Below are 21,292 nucleotides of genomic sequence, written 5' to 3' on the forward strand. Positions count from 1 at the left end.
GCGCCCGCCGGGTGCGCGGACCCCGCCGTCGCCATGGAGTCCCTCACCACCGCCGTGACGCTCGCGGGCATCGAGCGCCACCGGGGCCGTTCCCTGATGTTCCACGCGGCGGGTCTGGCGGACCCGGTGACGGGCGGCACGGCGGTGCTCGTGGCGGCGTCGGGAACCGGCAAGACCACGGCGGCGCGCAGGCTGGGTCGTGACCTGGGCTACGTGAGCGACGAGACCGTGTGCGTGGACCCCGCGGACCTCGGCATCGCGCCGTACCCCAAGCCGCTGTCGGTGGTGCGCGGCCCCGGCGAGCCCAAGGAGCAGGTCTCTCCCGACGATCTCGGCCTGCACCCCCTGCGCGGACCGGCAGCGCTGCGAGCGCTGCTGCTGCTCGAACGCGACCCCGCGCAGGAGCACCCGCACGTCACGGACCCCCTGCCCCTGGTGACCGCGCTGGCCACCCTGGTGCCCAACATCTCGGCTCTGCCCGCGCTGCCCCGCCCCCTGCGCACGCTCGTGCGCGCGATCGACGCGTGCGGCGGGGTCCGCGCCGTGCGCTATCGCGAGATCGACGACGTCGCCGCGCACGTCCACCGCCTCGCCACCGTTCCCGCCGTTCCCACCGAGCGGCCGCGTCCGCTGCGGGCGTGGGCCCCGGACCCGGCCGCCCCTGCGCGTCCCGGGCCGCACGACCCCGCCGCGACACCGGACTCCGCCGCCGGGTCGCCCCGCGGGGAGCCGACGGCGCACGGCGAGCGGGCGGCGTCGTCACCCGCTCCCCGTGCCCAGGCAGCCGCCCGCGAGCAGGCGTCCCGCGCCCCGGGCGGCGGCCACGTGGTGCCGGGCGAGCGAGCGGGCGGCGCGCATGCGGACGCGCACCCCGCCGAGACGCCCCCGGTGGCCCTCGGGCCGTGGGTCGAGGCCCTCGAGAACCCCGAGGACCCCTCCCAGCTGCTGGTGCTGCTGCCCGAACACCTGGTGGTGCTCGCCGGGATCGCCCCGGTGGTGTGGCACGTGTGCCGCGAGCACGGCCCGCAGGCCGCGGACTCGCTGCGCGAGATGCTGGACGCCGCGTGCGGTCCGCACCCCGAGTCCGCGCGGCTGACACGCGAGTGCGTGGGCGAGCTGCTCTCCCTGGGGGTGCTGCGGGAGGTCCCTGGGCCGGAAGAGTCGCCTTCCTCGACGGCCGCCGTCACGGCCGGCGTCCCCGGGCACGGGCATGCTGCCGGGGCCGAGGGACCCACCAGATCCTCGGTGGCCACCGCTGTCCCGTGCCCCGAGCCGTACCCTGCCCGGAACGCGCTGCCCGCCGCGCCGTAGAGTGGGCCCGTGGAACCTTCACTCATCCTCGCGTCCCAGTCCCCCGCCCGCGCCGGGCTGCTGAGCAAGGCCGGCATCCCGTTCGAAACCGTGGTCTCCCACGTGGACGAGGACGCCCTCGTGGCCGCCGAGGGGCCGCTGAGCCCCCGGGACACCGCGCTGCGCCTGGCCCGCGCCAAGGCCGAGGCCGTGGCCCAGTTGCCGGGCTCGGCTGGCGCGCTCGTGCTGGGGTGCGACTCCGTGTTCGAGCTGGACGGGCAGAGCTACGGCAAGCCGTACACCCCCGAGGTGGCGGTGGAGCGGATCGCGGGGATGAGCGGTCGCACCGGGACCCTGCACACCGGGCACTGGCTCGTGGACACGCGGCGCGATCCCGCCCTCGGGGAGGGTGCCACCGCCTCCGCGGACGTCCAGTTCGCCCACATGAGCGCCCAGGAGATCCGTGACTACGTGGCCACGGGGGAACCCCTGCAGGTGGCCGGGTCCTTCACCCTGGACGGGCGCGGGTCGGTGTTCGTGGAGCGCGTCACGGGAGACCCCAACGCCGTGATCGGGCTGAGCCTGTCCACGCTGCGGGAACTGCTGCGCGCGGTGGGGGTGTCGGCCACCTCCTGGTGGTCAGCGGCGTGACGAAGCGGACCGCACGGATTTGTAGGGGTTCCACAGCTGGCGTGACGGGTTGCCGCCACACTTAGGCGATCCCCCGGGACGGGCACTAATCTTTCGGCAGAGAGTCGACAAGGAGTTCACACGTGACAACCACCTCGCGGCAGCAAGAGGCCGCCACCGGCACCCGCCCCCTCACCAAGGTCCTCGTGGCCAACCGGGGGGAGATCGCGGTGCGCGTGATCCGTGCCGCCCGTGACGAGGGCATCACCTCGGTGGCCGTGTACGCGGACCCGGACCGGGACGCATTGCACGTGCGCATGGCGGACGAGGCCTACTCCCTGGGCGGCACCACCGCCGCGGACTCCTACCTGCGGATCGACAAGGTGCTCGACGCCGCACGGCGCTCGGGTGCCGACGCCGTCCACCCGGGCTACGGCTTCCTCTCCGAGAACGCGGAGTTCGCCGCCGCCGTGATCGACGCCGGCCTCACGTGGATCGGCCCGCCGCCCGCCGCGATCGCCCAGCTGGGTGACAAGGTCGCGGCCCGGCACATCGCCGAGAAGGTGAACGCGCCCCAGGTGCCCGGCACCGCGGACCCCGTCTCCTCCGCCCAGGAGGTTCTGGACTTCGCGGACCAGCACGGTCTGCCCATCGCGATCAAGGCGGCCTTCGGCGGCGGCGGTCGCGGCATCAAGGTGGTCCGCGAGCGGGACGCCATCCCCGAGCTCTACGAGTCCGCGGTGCGTGAGGCCACCGCCGCGTTCGGCCGCGGCGAGTGCTTCGTGGAGCGCTTCCTGGACGCTCCCCGCCACGTGGAGACCCAGTGCCTCGCGGACCAGTACGGCACCGTGGTCGTCGTCTCCACGCGGGACTGCTCGCTGCAGCGCCGCAACCAGAAGCTCGTGGAGGAGGCCCCCGCGCCGTTCCTGAGCGAGGAACAGAACCGGCGGCTCTACGAGTCCTCCAAGGCGATCCTTCGCGAGGCCAACTACCAGGGCGCCGGGACGTGCGAGTTCCTGGTGGGTCAGGACGGCACCATCTCCTTCCTGGAGGTCAACACGCGCCTGCAGGTGGAGCACCCCGTCTCCGAGGAGGTCTCGGGCCTGGACCTGGTGCGCGAGCAGTTCCGGATCGCCCGCGGCGAGGCCCTGGGCTACGAGGACCCCGAGGTGCGCGGGCACAGCATCGAGTTCCGCATCAACGGCGAGGACGCCGGGCGCAACTTCATGCCCTCCCCCGGCACCCTGACCACGTTCACGGTCCCCTCCGGACCGGGCGTCCGCGTGGACTCCGGTGTGGAGGCCGGCGAGACCGTGGGCGGGAACTTTGACTCCATGCTGGCCAAGCTCGTCGTCACCGGAGCCACCCGTACGCAGGCGCTCGAGCGTTCCCGCCGTGCCCTGCAGGAGATGACCGTCGAGGGCATGCCCACCGTGGTCCCGTTCCACCGCGCAGTAGTCTCCGATCCCGCCTTCGCCACCCCGGAGGGGACCCCCTTCACGGTGCACACCCGGTGGATCGAGACGGAGTTCGACAACAGCATCGAGCCGTTCGCCGCGTCCCCCGAGCCCGCCGCGGACGAGCCCGAGCGGCAGACCGTGGTGGTGGAGGTCGGCGGCAAGCGGCTGGAGGTCACCATGCCGCAGCTGCCCGGCACCGCCCGCTCCGCGGCGCCCGCCCAGGCCAAGCCCCGCAAGCAGCGCGGCGCCCGCGGCGGCACGGCCGCACGAGGCGCCTCCGGCGACGCCCTGACCTCCCCCATGCAGGGCACGATCGTGAAGATCGCCGCGTCCAACGGGGACGAGGTGGCCGAGGGCGACCTGATCGTGGTGCTCGAGGCCATGAAGATGGAGCAGCCGCTGACGGCCCACAAGGCCGGTGTGCTCAAGGACCTGGAGGTCTCCGAGGGGGACACGGTCTCTGCGGGCACCGTGCTGGCCACCATCGAGTCCTGAGTCCCCTCGCCCTCACGAGGCCCCGGTCCCCCGCGGACCGGGGCCTCGTGCGTTGCGCCGTTTCCTTGCGGACCGGGGCCTCGTGCGTTGCGCCGGACCCCCGACGACCGGAATCTCGTGCGGGGTACCGGTCGAGGCCCCCGGAACGGCCACCCGCAGGACGTCAACGGGATGTCTCACATGATGGACACCTGAATTCACCATGTGGTATCCGCGCCCCTATCTTGTAGTCATTCTTCGAACCGACTGCCGATGAGGAGCTCCATGTCCACGACCGCTTCCCCCGCGGGCCCCGGCTCGCCGTCCCTGAACCAGAGGGTGCCGCGCGGCCGCGTGATCCTGGCCTCCCTGGTGGGAACCACGATCGAGTTCTACGACTTCTACGTGTACGCCACGGCCGCCGTGGCCGTGTTCCCCGCCCTGTTCTTCACGGGCAACGACGACACCGCCAAGCTGCTGGCCTCGATGGCCACGTTCGCCGCGGCGTTCTTCGGCCGACCCATCGGCTCCGTGATCTTCGGGCACTTCGGGGACCGGATCGGCCGCAAGGCCACCCTGATCGGCGCCCTGCTGACCATGGGCATCGCCACGTTCCTGATCGGCGTGCTGCCCACGTACTACCAGATCGGCATCTGGGCGCCCCTGATCCTCACCATCCTGCGCTTCTGCCAGGGCGTGGGCCTGGGTGGCGAGTGGTCCGGCGCCTCGCTGCTGGCCACCGAGTACGCCGAGGAGGGCAAGCGGGCCCGCGCCGCCATGTGGCCCCAGCTGGGTGCGCCGTTCGGATTCATCCTGGCCAACGGCTTCTTCCTGCTGCTCACGGTGCTCATGCAGTTCGGCACCGCCGGTGAGGACCCGAGCACCAGCCACGCATTCCTGGTGTGGGGCTGGCGCATCCCGTTCCTGGCCTCGGTGGTCATGGTGCTGCTGGGCCTGTGGGTGCGCGTGAAGCTCGAGGAGACCCCCGTGTTCAAGCACGCGGAGAAGCAGGGGCAGAAGGTCACCGCCCCCGTGCTGGAGGTGTTCAAGACCTCGTGGGTGCAGATCGTCCAGGGCACGTTCATCATGCTGGCCACCTACGTGCTGTTCTACCTGATGACCGCGTGGATCCTCTCCTACGGCATCGGCAAGCCCGCCGCCGGTGGTCTGGGCATCCCCTACCGCACGTTCCTGGTGCTGCAGCTGCTCTCCGTGCTGCTGTTCGCGGCCATGGTCCCCGTCTCCGGCTGGCTCGCGGACCGCTTCGGACGCCGCTCGTCCCAGCTGGTGATCACGTCCCTGATCCTGGTCTTCGGGCTCACGTTCGGGATCGTCATGGCCCCGTCCCTCGTGGGCACGGGTGCCGAGGCCTCCCTGCCGCGCGTGCTGTTCTTCCTGACCGTGGGCATGACCCTGATGGGCCTCACGTTCGGCTCGATGTCCGCGATCCTGCCCGAGCTGTTCCCCACCAACGTGCGCTACACCGGCTCCGGGATCGCGTACAACGTGGCCTCGATCCTGGGCGCGGCCATCACGCCGTACATCGCCGTGATGCTCAACGCCAACTACGGAGTGGGCTCGGTGGGCCTGTACCTGTCCCTCGCGGCGCTCATCACGCTGGTGGCCCTGTGGTTCTCCCCCGAGACCCGCCACGTGGACATGAACACCGTGGGTGCCGCCCGGGTGGTCGTGGAGTAGCCCTCCCCCGCCCCGCGCACGACGACGCCGCGGTGACCTTCGCAGGAAGGGTCACCGCGGCGTCGTCGTACCGCCCCCGGGAGCCGGGTCAGCGGTGGACGTGCAGGCGGCGCGCGGCCTCCGCAATGGTCCCGGACAGGGACGGGTAGACCGCGAAGGTGTCCGAGAGGTCGTCCACGCCCAGGCGGTGGGTGACCGCGAGCGCGATCGGGAAGATCAGCTCCGAGGCGCGCGGGCCCACCACCACGCCGCCCATCACGGTGCCGCTGCCGCGGCGCGCGAAGATCTTCACGAAGCCGTCGTCCACGGCCATCATCTTGGCGCGCGGGTTGGTGGCCAGGTTCATGGTCATTCCGGTGAACATGGCGGGATCCGCCTCCACGTCCTGCTGGGTGATGCCCACGGACGCGATCTCCGGGGACGTGAAGATGTTGGAGGCCACCTCGTCCGTACGCAGCGGGTGAACGGTGTCACCCAGGATGTGCGCGACGGCGATGCGGCCCTGCATGGCGGCCACGGAGGCGAGCGGCATGACGCCCGTGCAGTCGCCCGCGGCGTAGATGCCGGGGGCGGTGGTGCGGGAGACCGTGTCCACGCGGATGTGGCCGGACTCGGTCATGGCCACCCCTGCCTCCTCGAGACCCATGTCCGCGGTGTTGGGAATGGAGCCCACGGCCAGCAGGCAGTGCGTGCCGCGGATCTTGCGGCCGTCCGAGAGGGTGACCCGCACGCCGTCGCCGGTGTTCTCCACGGCGTCCGCGCGGGAGCGGGAGAGCACGCGCAGACCGCGGCGCTCGAACACGTTCTCGAGCACCTGGGCGGCGTCCTTGTCCGAGCCGGGCAGCACCTGCTCACGGGAGGAGACCAGGGTGACCTCGGAGCCCAGACCGTTGTAGGCGGAGGCGAACTCCGCACCGGTCACACCGGAGCCCACCACGATCAGCTTCTCCGGGATCTCGGTGAGCTGGTAGATCTGCTTCCAGTTGAAGATCCGCTCACCGTCCGGCTTGGCGGTGTCCAGCTCGCGCGGGTGGGCGCCCACGGACACGAGCACCACGTCCGCCTTCAGCTCGTAGGGCTCGTCGTCGCTGGGGTCCACCACCACGGTGTAGCGGTCCACGATCTTCCCGCGGCCGACCACCACCCGCACACCCACGCGCTCCAGGCCGCGCTTGATGTCCCGGGACTGCGTGGCCGCGAGGCGCAGCAGGCGCACGTTGACCTTGTCCAGGTCCACGCGCAGGTTGTTGAGCTCCTCCGTGGCGTCGAGGTCGTCGCCCACGTGCACACCCAGGTCACGGGCCGAGGCGAAACGGTTCATGGTGTCCGCGGACGCGATGAGCGTCTTGGACGGCACCACGTCCGTGAGCACGGCGGAGCCGCCCATGCCCTGCTCCTCCACCACGGTGACGTCCGCCCCGAGCGACGCCGCCACGAGGGCGGCCTCGTAGCCACCGGGGCCGCCGCCGATGATCACGAGCTTCTGGTCCGCGAATTCCCTCTGCACAGTCATGTCAGCCATGCGCCCCAGCCTACCGGGGCGCGCCCACACGCTGACGCGGCCGCCGTGCGTGCCTAGGATGGTGGCATGACTGACACCACGGCCCAGGAACCCTTCGAGCTCGCCCAGCAGGCCGCCGACGCCCTGCGGGAACGCACCGGCGTGGACCGGTACAAGATCGCCCTGACCCTCGGCTCCGGGTGGGGTGGAGCGGCGGACCTGCTCGGGGAGACCGTGTCCGAGGTCCCCGCACACGAGATCCCCGGCTTCTCCAAGCCCGCGCTCGAGGGCCACGGCGGCACGCTGCGCTCGATCCGCCTGGCGGACGGCTCCCACGCCCTGGTGATCGGCGCCCGCACCCACTTCTACGAGGGCAAGGGCGTGCGCGCCGTGTCCCACGGTGTTCGGACCGCGGCGGCCGCGGGCAGCGAGATCATGATCCTCACCAACGGCTGCGGCGGACTCAACCCTGACTGGGCTCCCGGAACCCCGGTCCTGATCCGCGACCACATCAACCTCACCGCGCGCTCCCCGCTGGAGGGAGCCACCTTCGTGGACCTCACGGACCTCTACTCCCAGCGGCTGCGGGACATCGCCCGCGCGGTGGACCCCTCCCTGGACGAGGGGGTCTACGCCCAGTTCCCCGGCCCGCACTACGAGACTCCGGCAGAGGTGCAGATGGCCAAGGTGCTCGGCGCGGACCTCGTGGGCATGTCCACCGCGCTGGAGGCCATCGCGGCACGCCACGCGGGCCTCGAGATCCTGGGGATGTCCCTGGTGACCAACGCGGCCGCCGGCATCAGCCCGGAGGCGCTGTCCCACGAGGAGGTCCTGGAGGCGGGCCGCGCCGCCGGGCCCCGCATCTCCCGGCTGCTCGCGGACATCGCCGGCAGGCTCTGAGCCACCGCATCCGGCGACGGAATGTCAGCAAGTCCGGGTGCCAGGCACTAGACTGGCTGCACGACAGTACTGGGCCCGCCACGGCGGTCTGAAAGGGTGAACTCATGGTCAGAAGATCGGAAGCCGAGTCCAACGCGCACCGTCCGCACACCGGGCGCACCACGGAGGACGGCAGCCACGCCGCGGACGCTCACGCCACCCGCACCACCACCGAGCGCCACGGCCGCCGCGCACCGCAGTACTCGGGCGAGGGCGAGATCGTGAAGAACGCGATCCTCTTCGGCGGCGGCATGGTCACCATCCTCGTGAGCCTGTGGCTGTTCAGCACCTACCCGGACAGCTGGTGGCTCTTCATGGTGGGCATCCTGGCCTACGGCCTGGCGCTCATGGTCCCCACCCTGTTCCTGAGCGGTGCCACCGCCAAGCACTCCACGGGTGGCACCGAGGTCACCCTGGACCTGCCGCGCAACGCGTCCGAGATGGCGCAGCGCGCCGTGGGTTCCGGCGAGCAGAAGCAGGACCGCGCCGTCTGACTCCGGCCCAGTACCGCAGAGAGCCCCGCCGCCTCCTCGTGAGGCAGCGGGGCTCTCTCGTGTCCGTCACCGTGCGGTCAGTCGTGGGTGGTGGAGAGAACCGACCGCACCACGGCCCGGCTGTCCCGGGGGGAGAACCCCGTGGCCTCCAGGCTGGTGGCGTCCAGGCAGCTGTTGGTCGGTCGGGGTGCGATGCCCACTTTCCCCGCCGTGTACTCGGCCGTCCCGACCGGCCGCACCCGTTCCGGGTCCGCCCCCAGTTCCTCGAACACCCAGCGGGCGATCTCCGCCCAGGTGCACGGTTCACCGGAGCCGGTGAGGTGGTAGGTGCCAGGCGCGGCGCCGCTGTCCACCAGGTGCAGGGCACCCTCCGCCAGATCGGCCGCCGCGGTCAGTCGACCGTGCTGGTCCGCGACCACCGCCGGGTCCACCCCGCGGCGCGCCAGGTCCGCCATGGTGGCCACGAAGTTCTTCCCCTGCCCGATCACCCAGCTGGTGCGGATCACGTAGTGCCGCGGGCAGGCGCGGACGGCGGTCTCCCCCGCGGCCTTCGACTGCCCGTACACGGACAGCGGCGCCACGGGATCCTCCGGGGCGTACGCCGAGCCCAGAGGCAGGGCGCCGTCGAACACGTAGTCCGTGGAGAAGTGCACCAGGGTGGTGCCGGCCCGGGCGCACGCCGCGGCGAGTGCTCCCACACCCGTGGCGTTGACCGCCCAGGCGGCCGCCCTGCCCTCGGTGCTCTCGGCCGCGTCCACTGCCGTGAAGGCGGCCGCGTTGACCACGGCGCGGTACCGGCGCAGGGCGTCCCCAGAGCTGATCTCCGCGGGCCAGGAGGCCGGGTCCGCGAGGTCCAGCTCCGAGCGCGTCCACGACGTGAACGGCAGCTCGCTCGCGGTCAGCAGCTCGGTGAGGGCGGCACCCACCTGGCCGCGGGCTCCCAGCACGAGGACGGGCGCGGGAGCCAGCGGGGCGACGTCGTCCAGCGCGGGGTGCGCGCGGTCCTTGTCCGAGAGCTCAGCCTGCGCGAGCGGCACGGGCCACTCGATGCCCAGCCGCGGGTCACCGAGGTTCACGAACGAGTACTCGGCGGTGGCGTCCGCGCGCCAGTGGTCCGTGACCAGGTAGGTGTAGGCGGTCGCCTCCTCGAGCGTCTGGAACGCGTTGCCCACGCCGCGCGGGACGAACACCGCGGTGCCCGAGGTGACCTCGTGCGTGACCACGGTGCCGAAGCCCGGCCCTTGGCGCAGGTCCACCCACGCGCCGAAGATCCGCCCGGTGGCCACCGAGACGTACTTGTCCCACGGCTCGGCGTGGATCCCGCGCGTGGTGCCGCGGGAGCCGTTGAAGGAGATGTTGTGCTGCACGAACGAGGCGTCCGGCAGGCCCGCGGCCACGGCCTTGGCGCGCTGCCAGTTCTCCTTGAACCAGCCGCGGTTGTCCCCGTGGACGGGCAGCTCCACGAGCAGCAGCCCGTCGATGGCGGTGGTGTGCACGGTGAGGTCCTGGGCGTTCACTGTCCGGCCTTCCGGTAGGCGGCTTCGGTGGCGGACTTCGCGGGTTCCCACCACTCGCGGTGCTCGGTGTACCACGCAATGGTGTCCGCGAGGCCCTCCGAGAAGTTGGTGTAGCAGGGTTTCCAGCCCAGTTCCTCGCGGGTGCGGGAGCCGTCGATCGCGTAGCGGCGGTCGTGCCCGGCGCGGTCCGTCACGTGCTCGAACGCGTCCTCGGGCTCTCCCATGAGCCGCAGGATCTCCCGCAGCACCGTGAGGTTGTCCCGTTCGCCGTCCGCGCCGACCAGGTACGTGCGGCCGGGAGTTCCGGACTCGAGGATGCGCAGCACCGCGGCGGAGTGGTCCGCCACGTGGATCCAGTCCCGCACGTTCTCCCCCGCGCCGTACAGCTTGGGCCGCTGCCCGGTGAGCACGTTGGTGATCTGGCGCGGGATGAACTTCTCCACGTGCTGGTACGGGCCGTAGTTGTTGGAGCAGTTGGACAGCGTGACCTCCACCCCGAACGAACGCGCCCACGCGCGCACCAGGTGGTCCGATGCCGCCTTGGTGGCCGAGTACGGGCTCGACGGCCGGTACGCAGTCTCCTCGGTGAAGCGCTGCGGGTCGTCCAGCGCCAGGTCCCCGAACACCTCGTCCGTGGACACGTGGTGGAACCGCGTCCCGTGCCGCCGGGCGGCCTCCAGCAGGGTGTAGGTCCCCACCACGTTGGTCTGCACGAACGGCCAAGGGTCCCGCAGGGAGTTGTCGTTGTGGGACTCGGCGGCGAGGTGCACCACGGCGTCCGCCGCGCCCACCAGGTCGTCGACGACGCCGGCGTCCGCGACGTCCCCCACCACCAGGTCGCAGCGGGCCGGGTCAGCGACCGCCAGGTTCTCGCGGTTGCCCGCGTAGCTGAGCTTGTCCAGCACCGTGACGGAGTGCTCCGTGTGCGCCAGCACGTGGTGCACGAAGTTGGCACCGATGAATCCGGCGCCGCCGGTCACGAGCAGATGTCCCATGACTGTTCATCCTAGGAGCCCCGAACGGAGGACGCGCGCAGCCGATGGGTCGCGGGGCCGAGGTCCCCGGGGCCGCTACCCCGCGGCGACGTCCGTGCCCGCAGTGGCGTCCGTGCCCGCGGCGGCGGGCTCGAGCACCGGGAAGATCGCGTCCAGCACCTCGCGGGCCCACGCGAGAATGTCCCCGTCCACGAGGTCCTTGCCGCCGATCCGCGCGGTCTTGGGCTTGGGGATCAGCACCATGCGCTCCTCCGTGCCCGGCACCGGACGGATCTGCGCTCCCGGGTAGAGGCGCGTGAGGCGCATCTCGCGGGACTCGCTGAGCTCGGCGGGTGAGAACCGGACCATGGTGCCCTGCGTGGCCACATCCGTGAGGCCCGCGGCGCGCGCCCGGATCCTCAGCCGGGCGACCTCCAGCAGGTTCTGCACCGGGGTGGGCAGGGGCCCGTAGCGGTCCTTCAGCTCGTTGCCCGCCTCCGCGACGGCGTCCTCCGTGGCGGCGTTCGCGATGGTGCGGTATGCCTCCAGACGCAGCCGCTCCCCGGGCACGTAGTCGTGCGGGAGGTGGGCGTTGACGGGCAGCTCGATCTTCATCTCCGCGGGTCCGGTGTCCTGGTCCCCGCGGTACTCCGCCACGGCCTCGCCCACGAGGCGCAGGTACATGTCGAAGCCCACGCCCGCGATGTGCCCGGACTGCTCACCGCCCAGCAGGTTGCCCGCGCCGCGGATCTCGAGGTCCTTCATGGCCAGCTGCATGCCCGAGCCCAGCTCGTTGTGTGCGGCCACGGCCTTGAGCCGCTCCAGGGCGGTCTCACTCAGGGGCTTCTCCGCGGGGTACAGGAAGTAGGCGTAGGCGCGCTCGCGCCCGCGACCCACACGGCCGCGCAGCTGGTGCAGCTGCGAGAGCCCGTAGCGGTCCGCGTGGTCCACGATCAGTGTGTTGGCGTTGGCGATGTCCAGACCGGTCTCCACGATGGTGGTGCACACCAGGACGTCGAACTTCTTCTCCCAGAAGTCCACGATGATCTGCTCCAGGCGGGACTCGGTCATCTGCCCGTGGGCCACCGCGATCCGCGCCTCGGGCACGAGCTCGGCGAGCTCCTTGGCCTGCGCCTCGATGGTCGAAACACGGTTGTGGATGAAGAACACCTGGCCCTCGCGCATGAGCTCGCGCCGGATGGCCGCGGAGACCTGCTTGTTCGTGTAGGGCCCCACGTACGTGAGCACGGGGTGGCGCTCCTCGGGCGGGGTGGCCAGCGTGGAGGTCTCCCGGATGCCCGTCATGGACATCTCCAGCGTTCGCGGGATGGGCGTGGCGGACATGGCCAGCACGTCCACGTCCGTGCGCATGGCCTTGAGCTTCTCCTTGTGCTCCACGCCGAAGCGCTGCTCCTCGTCGATGATCACGAGGCCCAGGTTCTTGAACTGCATCTCCTTGCTCAGCAGCCGGTGGGTGCCGATCACCACGTCCACCGCACCGCTGCGCAGCCCCTCCATGGTGGCCTTGGATTCCTTGGCCGTCTGGAACCGCGAGAGCGTGGCCAGGCGCACGGGGAAGCCCGAGAACCGCTCGGCGAACGTCTCGGAGTGCTGCTGCGCGAGCAGCGTGGTGGGCACGAGCACCGCCACCTGCTTGCCGTCCTGCACGGCCTTGAACGCGGCGCGCACCGCCACCTCGGTCTTGCCGTAGCCCACGTCCCCGGAGATCAGCCGGTCCATGGGGATGGGCCGCTCCATGTCCGCCTTGACCTCGTCGATGGTGGTGAGCTGGTCCGGGGTCTCGATGTACGGGAACGCCTGCTCCAGCTCGCGCTGCCACGGGGTGTCCGGGCCGAAGGCGTGGCCCTTGGACGCCATGCGCGCCGAGTACAGCCGGATCAGCTCGTTGGCAATCTCCTTGACGGCCTTCTTGGCGCTGCGCTTGGTCTTGTTCCAGTCCGCCCCGCCCATCTTGGACAGCGACGGCGCCTCCCCGCCCACGTAGGAGCTCACCTGGTCGAGCTGGTCCGTGGGCACGAACAGCCGGTCCTTGGGCCCGTTGCGCTTGGACGCCGCGTACTCCAGCACGAGGTACTCGCGCACCGGCTTCGGCTGGCCGGGTGCGGTCATGGCGCCCGCGATGGGCCGCTGCACGAGCTCGATGAACTGACCGATGCCGTGCTGCTCGTGCACCACGTAGTCGCCCTTCTGCAGGGCCAGGGGGTCCACCTGGTTGCGCTTGCGGCGCTGCGGGAGCTTGCGCTCGGCGCGGTTGTCGTAGGTGCTGGAGCGGCCCAGCACGTCCGCCTCGGTGAGCAGCGCGATCCGCTGCGCCTCGAGCACGAAACCCCGCCCGGCGCGCGCGGTGGTCAGCTCCACGAGGCCGGGCTGGGGCGCGTCGTCGATGCTGTCGTGGCGGGCGGCGGGGACGTCCGCGCTGTGCAGCAGCTCGCTCATCCGTTGCAGGGGACCGGGCCCGTCCGTGACGAGCACGATGCGCCAGTCCTCGCGCGCCCGCTCCCCCAGGAAGGACAGCACGGCCGGCACATCCCCCGAGAACCGGGTGGGCTCGCGCGCGGTCACGGTGAGGGTGTCCGCGTCCGTGTCCGCGAGGTGGACCTCCTCGTCGGAGGTGTCCGCGCTGATCTCGGAGGTGGTCACGGCGTTGACGTTCAGCCCGGTCACGGCCCACCAGCCCACCGAGCGCTCCAGGGCGAGCTCGCGCACCTCGGCGATCGTGTGGAACGAGCCGGAGGAGAGGGTGCGGGCGGCGCCGTCGTCCGTGTCCAGGGCCGCGTTGAGGTCCAGAGGCGCGTCGCTGCCGCCCGAGGCGGAGTCCCACGCGGCCATGAGGAACTCCTCGTTGGTGGCCACGAGGTCGTGGGCGCGCGCCCGGACCTTCTCGGGCTCGAGCACCACGGTCATGGAGCCCCCGGGCAGCAGGGACAGCACCTGCACCATCTCGTCCGCGAGCAGCGGGGCCAGGGACTCCATGCCCTCCACGTACTGCCCACCGGCAATCCGCTCGAGCATCTCCCGCCCGCCGGGCAGCTGGTCCTTGAGCTTGGCCGCGCGGGACTGCACGGACGGGGTGATGAGCAGCTCGCGGCACGGCGGGGCCACGATCACCGAGGGGTGCTCGGCAGTGGTCAGCGTGCGCTGGTCCGCCACCGCGAACCAGCGCATCTCGTCCAGCTCGTCCCCGAAGAACTCGGCCCGCACGGGATGGTCCTCGGTGGGCGGGAACACGTCGATGATCCCGCCGCGCACCGCGAACTCCCCGCGCCGGGTGACCATGTCCACGCGGGAGTAGGCGGCACCGGCCAGCTCCGCCACGAGCTGCTGGAAGTCGTAGTCCTGCCCGGTGCGCAGCGCCACGGGCTCCATCTGCCCGAGCCCCGCGACCACTGGCTGCAGCACCGAGCGCACCGGCGCCACGACCACGCGCAGCGGCTGCTCGGAGGGATCGGTGCGCTCCAGTCGGCGCAGCACGCTCAGCCGCTGCCCCACGGTGTCCGAGCGCGGGGACAGCCGCTCGTGCGGCAGGGTCTCCCAGGACGGGAAGTTCGCGATCTGCTCGCTCGGCAGGTAGGAGCCCAGCGCGGCCTGCAGCTCTTCGGCCTCACGGCCCGTGGCGGTCACGGCCAGCAGCACCGGGGGGTGGGCCCCCTCGGCGGAGGCGCCGGAGCTCCCGGGAGCCGACGCCGCGGCGTCGTCCGCGAGACCCGCCGCGATCTGCGCGAGCACGGGGGCGCGCAGCCCGTCCGTGGCGCTGATGATCGTCTCCGCGGAGCGCTCCGCGAGCGGGCGCGCGGCCTGGGTGCGGATGTTCGCGAAGCTGCGGTCCTCGGTGAGCGCGGTGAGCAGACCGGTCAGGGACATGGGTGGCGGGCTCCTGGTGTGTGGGGCGGGTGGCGCGGCGGCGCGCGGTCTGACCCGGCGCGGGGCACGACGACGCCGGGCGGGGCCTGGCCCCGACCCTCGCCGTGGTGCACGGGCCGGGCGGATCGCGCCCCAGCCTACTCGGGGCCTCGGACACCGCGGGCGCCGGGCCGGGACCGCGGAGGCCCGAGGGGTGCGTGCGGCGTCGGCGTCCCCTCCTACCCTGGGAGCATGACGAGCCCCGAGCACCCCGCCCTGACCGGACTGACCGTGGCGGTCACCGCCCACCGCCGCGCCTCGGAGCAGGGCGGGGCGTTCGAACGCCATGGCGCGCGGGTGCGCTACGCGCCGGCCCTGAAGCTCACGCCCGCGGACGAGGACGACGGCGTGCTGGCCGCCACCCGGGACCTGATCGCCTCCGCCCCGGGCACCGTGCTGGTCACCACGGGCTACGGGCTCAAGCGCTGGCTCGCCGTGGCACAGGAGCACGGACTGGGCGAGGAGCTGCTCGCGGCGCTGCGGGCCTCCACCGTGCTCTCACGCGGGGCGAAGGCCACGGGGCAGCTGCGGGCGAGCGGAATCCCGTGCGCGTACACGGGCTCCTCGGGACGCACCGCGGAGCTCGTGGACCGGCTGCTCGCCGGGGATCCCGCACCCCGCGGCACCGTGACGGTGCAGGTGCACGGCACCCCGGACGAGGAGCAGCTGGACCGGTTGCGCGCCGCGGGTCTGCCCGTGCGCACCGTGGCACCGTACCGGTGGGACTCCGCCGACGAGGGCTCACGGCTCGCCGCACTCGTGCGGGACGCGGTCGTGGGGCGCGTGGACTACGTGACCTTCACGGCAGCCCCGGCCGTGGACGCGGTCTTCGACGCCGCCCGCGCCCTCGGCGTGCTCGAGGACCTCCAGCGGGCCCTGCGGGACGGGCGCTGCACCGCCGTGGCCATCGGGCCCGTGTGCGTGCAGCCGCTCGAGGAGGCCGGAATCCCCGCTGTGGTCCCGGAGCGCTTCCGGCTCGGGGCCATGGTCAGGGCCGTGTGCGATCACGCCTTGGAGGCGGCCTCCCGGTAGTGCTCGAGCACCAGCTCCACGAGCTCCGGGGGCACCTCGCCGGGGTGCACGAGCAGCGGTTCGGCCGTGACGTCCGCTCCCGCGGCGAGCGCCCGGCCGTGGAAGAACCCGGGGGCCAGCAGGTACGGGACCAGCAGCACGCGCCCAGGACGCGCGGGAGCGGCATCCGTGCGGGGCGACCCTGCGGCGTCGTCCCCCGGGTTTGCACGGCCACGGGCCGCCGCGAGCGCATCGGGCAGGGACGGGCGGGCCGCGGAGAGGTAGGCCGAGGACACGGGGTGGCCGAGCACCTCGGAGAGCATGGCCGCCACCCGTTCGCAGTCCTGACCGGCGCGGGGGTCGGAGGAGCCTGCGGAGACCATCACGATCTCGTCGACCGGTTCCGGGGCCGCTTCCCCAGCGGCGTCGAGTGCCTCGGCCAGCCGGCGGGCCAGCACGCGCGCGAGCCGGTGGTCGGGTCCGAGGGCCGCGGCCACCCTGTGGTGCGGTGAGCCCTGCACGGCCCGGGCCATGTCCACGAACACGTGGTAGCCCGCGGACAGCAGCAACGGAACGACCACGGCGCGCTGCCCGGCGTGCTCGGCGGTGCGCGCCACGAGGTCCGGCTCCTGGACGTCCACCCACGTGTCCACCACGCCGACTCCCGGAAGCCGTTCGCGCACCGCGGCCACGAGGGCCGCGACCGCCTGCTGCCCACCGGGATCACGGGTCCCGTGGGCGCACGCGAGAAGGACGGGCGGGGTGTTCGACGAGGTGCTCACCCTGTCCATTGTGGGGCCCCGCTCCGTTGCGTGCGGCCGGGCACCGCACGAGGGGTCTGCTGCCACACGCCGGTCAGCGCCGCATGGCGTCCGTGTACCCCACGCTGCGGTCCACGGCCCGCTGGCGACGCACGAGCCACCGCATCCCGCCCGGGACGCGGGCGATCTTCGCCTTGAGCACCACGCGTCGCTGGCTCGGCATCATCTGCGCGGCCGTCTCCAGGTGACGCCGCGCGTCTGCCGCACGGCCCTCGCGCAGGGCCTGCTCCGCCTCCGACGCCGCCGCGAGCGGGGATCCGTTGCGCAGGCGGGTGAGCAGCTTCTCGCGTTCCTCGGGGCTGAGCTGCTGCTCGAAGCGGGCCAGCGTCTTGCGCAGCGCCATCTCCTCACCCGCCGCCATGCGGTCACGCTGGGACTGCATGGAGCCCCCGGACCACGAGAGGATCACGGTGACCTCGTCCACGCGGTCGAAGCGCCACCCGGAGTAGACGGCCCGCAGCCACAGCTCCCAGTCCTCCACGAAGACCTGCTCCGGGTCGAACACCCCCACCTCGCGGAAGAACTCCCGGGGGAACAGCCCGAAGAGGTGGCCGATGTTGTACTCCAGGATCACGCTGCGCTGCTCGTCCGGCGCCGGCATGGCCTCGCGGTACACCACACGCTCCGCGTTGATCCCGGAGGGTGTGCACTGCCACGCGTTGGTGTAGACCACGGTGCGCTCCCGCCCGGGCTCCTCCCCCAGCTGCCGGTAGCGGCGCAGCATTGTCTCCAGGTGGTGGGGCAGCAGCTCGTCGTCCGCGTCCAGGAACGTCACGAACTCGCCCCGCACCTGCTCCAGCGCCCGGTTGCGGGCCGCCCCGCACCCGGCGTTCTCCTGCCGCAGCACGCGCACGCGGCGGCCCGGGCGGTCCACCGCCTGGTACCCCGCGAGGACCTCCGGCGTGCGGTCGGTGGAGCCGTCGTCCACCACGAACACCTCGATGTTCGAGTGGGTCTGGCGCAGCACGCTGCTGATGGCCTGCCCCACCAGGTCCTGGCCGTTGTACACCGCGATCACCACGCTCACGAGCGGTTCCGCCGCGGCTGCCGCCCCCGCGCCCTGGTCCGTCATCTCTCCCCCGTCGATCGTCCCGTGCGGCCGCTGGCACGGCCACCCGGACAAGTCTAGGAACGCGGCCGGGCCCTCCTCCCGCGAATCCGTCCACACTATGGGGCACGTTTGTCCCGAACACACCGTTTCCGGGGATCGCGGTTCGTGATCCTGGCTAGAGTTCTGGTGCACGAACGAGGGGATCAGGGGACCGTCGTGTGCCCGGCGGCTCTCGCCGGGTGCGGGTTCCAGGGGGAGAGACATGAATTTGAGTCAGTACGTCCGTTGCCTGCGGCAGCTGTGGCCACTCGTGGTGCTCGCCACGGTGCTGGGAGCGCTCGCGGGCGTCGTCGCCGCGATCGTGGTGCCCAGCTCCTACGAGTCCCAGGCACAGGTGTTCGTGAACGTGGCCAACCCGCGGTCGGTCACGGACCTGCAGATGGGCGAGCAGTTCGCCGTGGCCCGCGCCGGCTCCTACGCGCAGGTGGCCACCACCAGCTCCGTGGTGCAGCCCGTGGTGGACCGGCTCCACCTGGAGGAAACTCCCGCGGAGCTCGTCGAGAAGGACCTCGTGGCCACCAACCAGCCGAACACGGCCATGATCACCATCACCGCCACGTCCTCCTCCGCGCAGGGCGCCGCAGACCTCGCCCAGGCCACCGCGGAAAGCCTCGTGACCGTGAGCCAGGAGCTCGAGACCATCCCGCCGTCCCAGGACGGCGCCCAGCCCGCCACCGTCAAGCTCAACGTGGTGCAGAAGGCCGCTCCGCCCGAGGGGCAGGCGGGGCCGTCCCTGGCCATCAACACCGCCCTCGGCACGCTCGTGGGACTCGTCGTGGGTCTGCTCCTCGTTCTGCTGCGCGGTCACCGGACCACCTCGGAGCGTGCCACCACCGAGCGCGCCAGCCGCCGTGCCCACGCCGCCGCGAACCATGAGCACTGAGCGCGGCGTGAGCGCCGAGCCCGCCCCGACCACGGGGCCCCGCGACGTCGTCGTGGTGTGCCCCACCGAGTACGGCGGCCAGCTGGAGCACGCCGCGGACCTCGCGCTCGCGCTGTGCGCGGACGAGGGCGTGGCCACCGTGCAGCTCGTGTCCCGGCCGGGCGCACGCGACTACCTGGGGTGGGGCGAGGACCACCCGGTGCGGATCGTGGAGACCGTCCCGCCGCGACGCACCCGGGTGCCGGGCTCGGCTGCAGGGAAGGCGCTGCGCGCCGGTCTGCAGGTGTGGGACCTCGTCCGGGAGCACCTCGCGGTGCGCGCAGCGGCGGGACGGGTGGGCCGCACCGCCGTGCTCGCCCTGGACTCCACCAAGTACCCGCTGCCGGGTGTGCTGCGAGCACACCGGGACCAGCGCACCGCGGTGTTCGTGCACAACGCCCAGCCGCACTTCGACCTGGACTCCGCCTCCCCGCGCGAGCGCTTCCTGCTGTGGCTGGACCGTTCGTGCGCGCGGCACGCGGACCGGGTGGTCACCCACGGCGCCGAGCAGGCCCAGATCGTGCGCGGGTGCACGAGCCGCCCCGTGGCGGCCGTGGACCTGCCGGTGTCCTCCCGACTGGATCCGGAGCCCGCCCAGAGCGCGAAGCTCCCCGCCGAGCCGTTCGCCCTGTGCATCGGGGAGATGCGGGCCAACAAGGGCATCGAGCTGGCCATCCGCGCCGCCGGGGACGCGGGGGTGCCGCTGCTGGTGCGCGGCGCCGCCGAGACCCCCGAGCTGGGCCGCGAGCTGACGCGCCTCGCCGCCGACCACCCCAGCGTGGACCTCGAGGACCGCTTCCTCAGCCGTGAGGAGTTCGCGGCGCTCGTGCAGCAGGCCGCGGTGATCGTGCTGCCCTACACGCACTTCGACGCGCACTCCGGTGTGCTGGCCAAGGCCGTGGGTGCGGGCACCCCGGTGGTCGCCTCGGACCTGCCCTCCCTGCGCGCGCAGGCCCGCGGCTACGACCGCTTCACCGCCGCCGACGTGCGCGACACCCGGGCGTTCGGCGCCACCCTGCGCGCGGTGTACGACGACGCCGCCACGCCACGGCGCGACCGCCGCGCCGTCTCCGGCCGGGACCACGCCGACTGGCAGCCCACGGTGGCCGCGGTGCTGGGAACCTGGACCTCATGAGCACGGCCGTCCTCCCCGTCCCGGGAGCCGGATCGCGCGGGACCGCACGCCGGGGCCTGACCACCGCCGCAAACCGCACGGACGGCTCGGTCCACGGCACGGCCCTGGACCGTGCCCTGTCGGGGGCGCTGATCGTGCTCTCCGCCCTGCCCTACGCCGCGGTGCCGCTGGGGTCCAACACCAACCTCCCGCTGTCCAGCGTGGTCTGCGTGGCGCTCATCCTGCGCTGCACCCGCCACATGCCCGTGATGTGGACCGCTCTGCTGGTGGGCGCGGTGCCGTTCCTGGCCTCGTTCGTGCGGATGTTCCTCACGCCGCAGCCCCTGCTGGTCTCGGGCTCCTTCACGTGGCTGGTCTACACACTCCCCGTAGCCGGAGCTGCGGCGGCCACCCTCTTCCTGGGTTCCCGGGCCATCGCGTGGCTGAGCTGGACCATCCTGCTCAGTGCCGCGTACACACTCGTGCAGAAGTACGTGTTCTTCGACCTCTTCGACACCATTCCACTCGAGAGCCTCTACAGCCTGCCCGGCTACGCGAACGTCTCCGAGTTCAGCGAGACGTTCATCATGTACGTGCGCCGGCCCTTCGGGCTCTTCCCGGAGACCTCCTTCATGGTGGGCACGCTGTCCCTCATGGCCATGGCCCTCGTGGTGGTCGTGCGCCACCACGGGCGCAGGATGACGCCGCGGGACGTCGTGGCCATGGCCCTCGTGCTGTGGGCCGTGGCGATCTCCGGATCAGGTGCCGCCGTGGTGGTGCTGGGAGTCGTGCTGATCGCCGCGATCGCGCCCTACGCCGTGCGCCGGGCATGGGCCGCCGTGCTGCTGGTGCCCCTGGGTCTCGCCGGCGCCGTCTACGTGGGCCTGGACGTCCTGCGGGACCGCCGCGAGTCCTTCAACTGGTCCTGGGCGGACCGCGGGTCCTCGATCATCGCCTCCGTGCGCTACCTGTTCTCGGACCCCACCGCGTTCCTGTGGGGTGTGGGGCGCGGCCGCTCCAACGAGCTGTTCCTCACGGGCCGCATGCCCCTGGGCGATCTGCAGCACTACAACCCGCTGCCAGACATCTACTCCGTGATCGGCCGCGTGGTGCTCGAGAGCGGGATGCTCTTCGGCCTGGCGCTCATCATCTTCCTGACCGTCCTGTGCCTGCGCTCCGGGGGCCGCAATCCCCTGTGGCTCGGCGCGTGCACCCTGGTGGTGTGGTTCGTGGTGGCCGGCGGCACCACCAGCTACGACTCCGCCTTCTGGGTGTGGGGTGTGGCCGGGGTGTGCCTCGGCCTGGAACTCTCGCGTGCCCGGGTCCCGGACGAGTCCGGGTCTCCGGTGGCAACCGGGCGTCCCGCACCACTCACCGCACACCAGACCACTCGCTGACCACCTGACCCGCTGGCC

15 protein-coding genes and 1 pseudogene are annotated in these 21,292 nt (G+C 72.3%); 10 read left to right on the forward strand and 6 right to left on the reverse strand.

The features are described 5' to 3' along the window. The 4 genes and pseudogenes from QL985_RS07210 to QL985_RS07225 all read left to right on the forward strand — a co-directional run. Nucleotides 1-1,311 (forward strand): annotated as a pseudogene (locus QL985_RS07210) (hypothetical protein); the annotation flags it as partial. A 9-nt stretch (nt 1,312-1,320) separates the two neighbouring features. Next, nucleotides 1,321-1,941 carry a Maf family protein gene (locus tag QL985_RS07215; protein ID WP_121566455.1) on the forward strand — a complete coding sequence of 207 codons (621 nt, stop codon included), beginning with the start codon at nt 1,321-1,323 and terminating at the stop codon, nt 1,939-1,941. Nucleotides 1,942-2,063: 122 nt separating this feature from the next. After that, the gene (locus QL985_RS07220; RefSeq protein ID WP_070636264.1) at nt 2,064-3,875 is read left to right on the forward strand and encodes a biotin carboxylase N-terminal domain-containing protein; all 1,812 of its coding nucleotides are present in this window, start codon (nt 2,064-2,066) and stop codon (nt 3,873-3,875) included. A gap of 264 nt (nt 3,876-4,139) precedes the next feature. Continuing rightward, complete coding sequence (locus tag QL985_RS07225) at nt 4,140-5,552, forward strand: MFS transporter (RefSeq protein ID WP_121566456.1); 1,413 nt, start codon at nt 4,140-4,142, stop codon at nt 5,550-5,552. Nucleotides 5,553-5,640: 88 nt separating this feature from the next. On the opposite strand, the gene QL985_RS07230 is transcribed toward QL985_RS07225, so the two are convergent. Beyond that, nucleotides 5,641-7,065, reverse strand: a complete 1,425-nt coding sequence (locus tag QL985_RS07230) for an NAD(P)H-quinone dehydrogenase (protein WP_070636431.1) — start codon at nt 7,063-7,065, stop codon at nt 5,641-5,643. Nucleotides 7,066-7,140: 75 nt separating this feature from the next. Between QL985_RS07230 and QL985_RS07235 the strand changes: the two genes are divergently transcribed. Together QL985_RS07235 and QL985_RS07240 are read left to right on the forward strand one after the other, a co-directional pair. Further along, complete coding sequence (locus tag QL985_RS07235) at nt 7,141-7,953, forward strand: purine-nucleoside phosphorylase (RefSeq protein ID WP_290147695.1); 813 nt, start codon at nt 7,141-7,143, stop codon at nt 7,951-7,953. A gap of 104 nt (nt 7,954-8,057) precedes the next feature. Beyond that, nucleotides 8,058-8,486 (forward strand): hypothetical protein, encoded by a 429-nt coding sequence (locus QL985_RS07240; RefSeq protein ID WP_070636260.1) that lies wholly within the window; start codon nt 8,058-8,060, stop codon nt 8,484-8,486. 77 nt (nt 8,487-8,563) lie between these two features. Here QL985_RS07240 and rfbD read toward each other — a convergent pair whose 3' ends face one another. The 3 genes from rfbD to mfd form a co-directional block, all read right to left on the reverse strand. After that, complete coding sequence (gene rfbD / locus QL985_RS07245; RefSeq protein WP_290147696.1) at nt 8,564-9,982, reverse strand: dTDP-4-dehydrorhamnose reductase; 1,419 nt, start codon at nt 9,980-9,982, stop codon at nt 8,564-8,566. Between the two features lie 17 nt (nt 9,983-9,999). Beyond that, a complete protein-coding gene (gene rfbB, locus QL985_RS07250) occupies nt 10,000-10,998 on the reverse strand; it encodes a dTDP-glucose 4,6-dehydratase (protein WP_121566458.1) in 999 nt (332 codons plus the stop codon). 75 nt (nt 10,999-11,073) lie between these two features. Next, entirely contained in the window at nt 11,074-14,859 is a 3,786-nt protein-coding gene (mfd, locus tag QL985_RS07255) for a transcription-repair coupling factor (RefSeq protein ID WP_102613507.1), read from the reverse strand. A gap of 231 nt (nt 14,860-15,090) precedes the next feature. On the opposite strand from mfd, the gene QL985_RS07260 reads away from it, so the two are divergent. Then, nucleotides 15,091-15,930 carry a uroporphyrinogen-III synthase gene (locus QL985_RS07260; protein ID WP_070636252.1) on the forward strand — a complete coding sequence of 280 codons (840 nt, stop codon included), beginning with the start codon at nt 15,091-15,093 and terminating at the stop codon, nt 15,928-15,930. On the opposite strand, the gene QL985_RS07265 is transcribed toward QL985_RS07260, so the two are convergent. Both QL985_RS07265 and QL985_RS07270 read right to left on the reverse strand, forming a co-directional pair. Further along, nucleotides 15,903-16,700, reverse strand: coding sequence for a CbiX/SirB N-terminal domain-containing protein (locus QL985_RS07265; RefSeq protein WP_102613505.1), 798 nt, complete (start codon nt 16,698-16,700; stop codon nt 15,903-15,905). The genes QL985_RS07260 and QL985_RS07265 overlap by 28 nt on opposite strands. Nucleotides 16,701-16,764: 64 nt before the next feature. Beyond that, nucleotides 16,765-17,802, reverse strand: coding sequence for a glycosyltransferase family A protein (locus QL985_RS07270; protein WP_070636248.1), 1,038 nt, complete (start codon nt 17,800-17,802; stop codon nt 16,765-16,767). 241 nt (nt 17,803-18,043) lie between these two features. On the opposite strand from QL985_RS07270, the gene QL985_RS07275 reads away from it, so the two are divergent. From QL985_RS07275 to QL985_RS07285, 3 genes are read left to right on the forward strand one after another with little or no spacing between them, the layout of a single operon-like run. Next, nucleotides 18,044-18,724: a Wzz/FepE/Etk N-terminal domain-containing protein gene (locus QL985_RS07275; protein ID WP_121566459.1), complete on the forward strand. Its 681-nt coding sequence runs from the start codon at nt 18,044-18,046 to the stop codon at nt 18,722-18,724. Beyond that, nucleotides 18,714-19,898 (forward strand): glycosyltransferase, encoded by a 1,185-nt coding sequence (locus QL985_RS07280; protein WP_223246114.1) that lies wholly within the window; start codon nt 18,714-18,716, stop codon nt 19,896-19,898. Before QL985_RS07275 ends, QL985_RS07280 begins: the two co-directional genes overlap by 11 nt. Beyond that, nucleotides 19,895-21,274 (forward strand): hypothetical protein, encoded by a 1,380-nt coding sequence (locus tag QL985_RS07285; RefSeq protein ID WP_102613503.1) that lies wholly within the window; start codon nt 19,895-19,897, stop codon nt 21,272-21,274. The genes QL985_RS07280 and QL985_RS07285 overlap by 4 nt, the downstream gene beginning before the upstream one ends. Nucleotides 21,275-21,292: the final 18 nt, after the last annotated feature.

Source organism: Kocuria sp. APC 4018 (assembly GCF_030407675.1).
Taxonomy (GTDB): Bacteria; Actinomycetota; Actinomycetes; order Actinomycetales; family Micrococcaceae; genus Kocuria; species Kocuria rhizophila.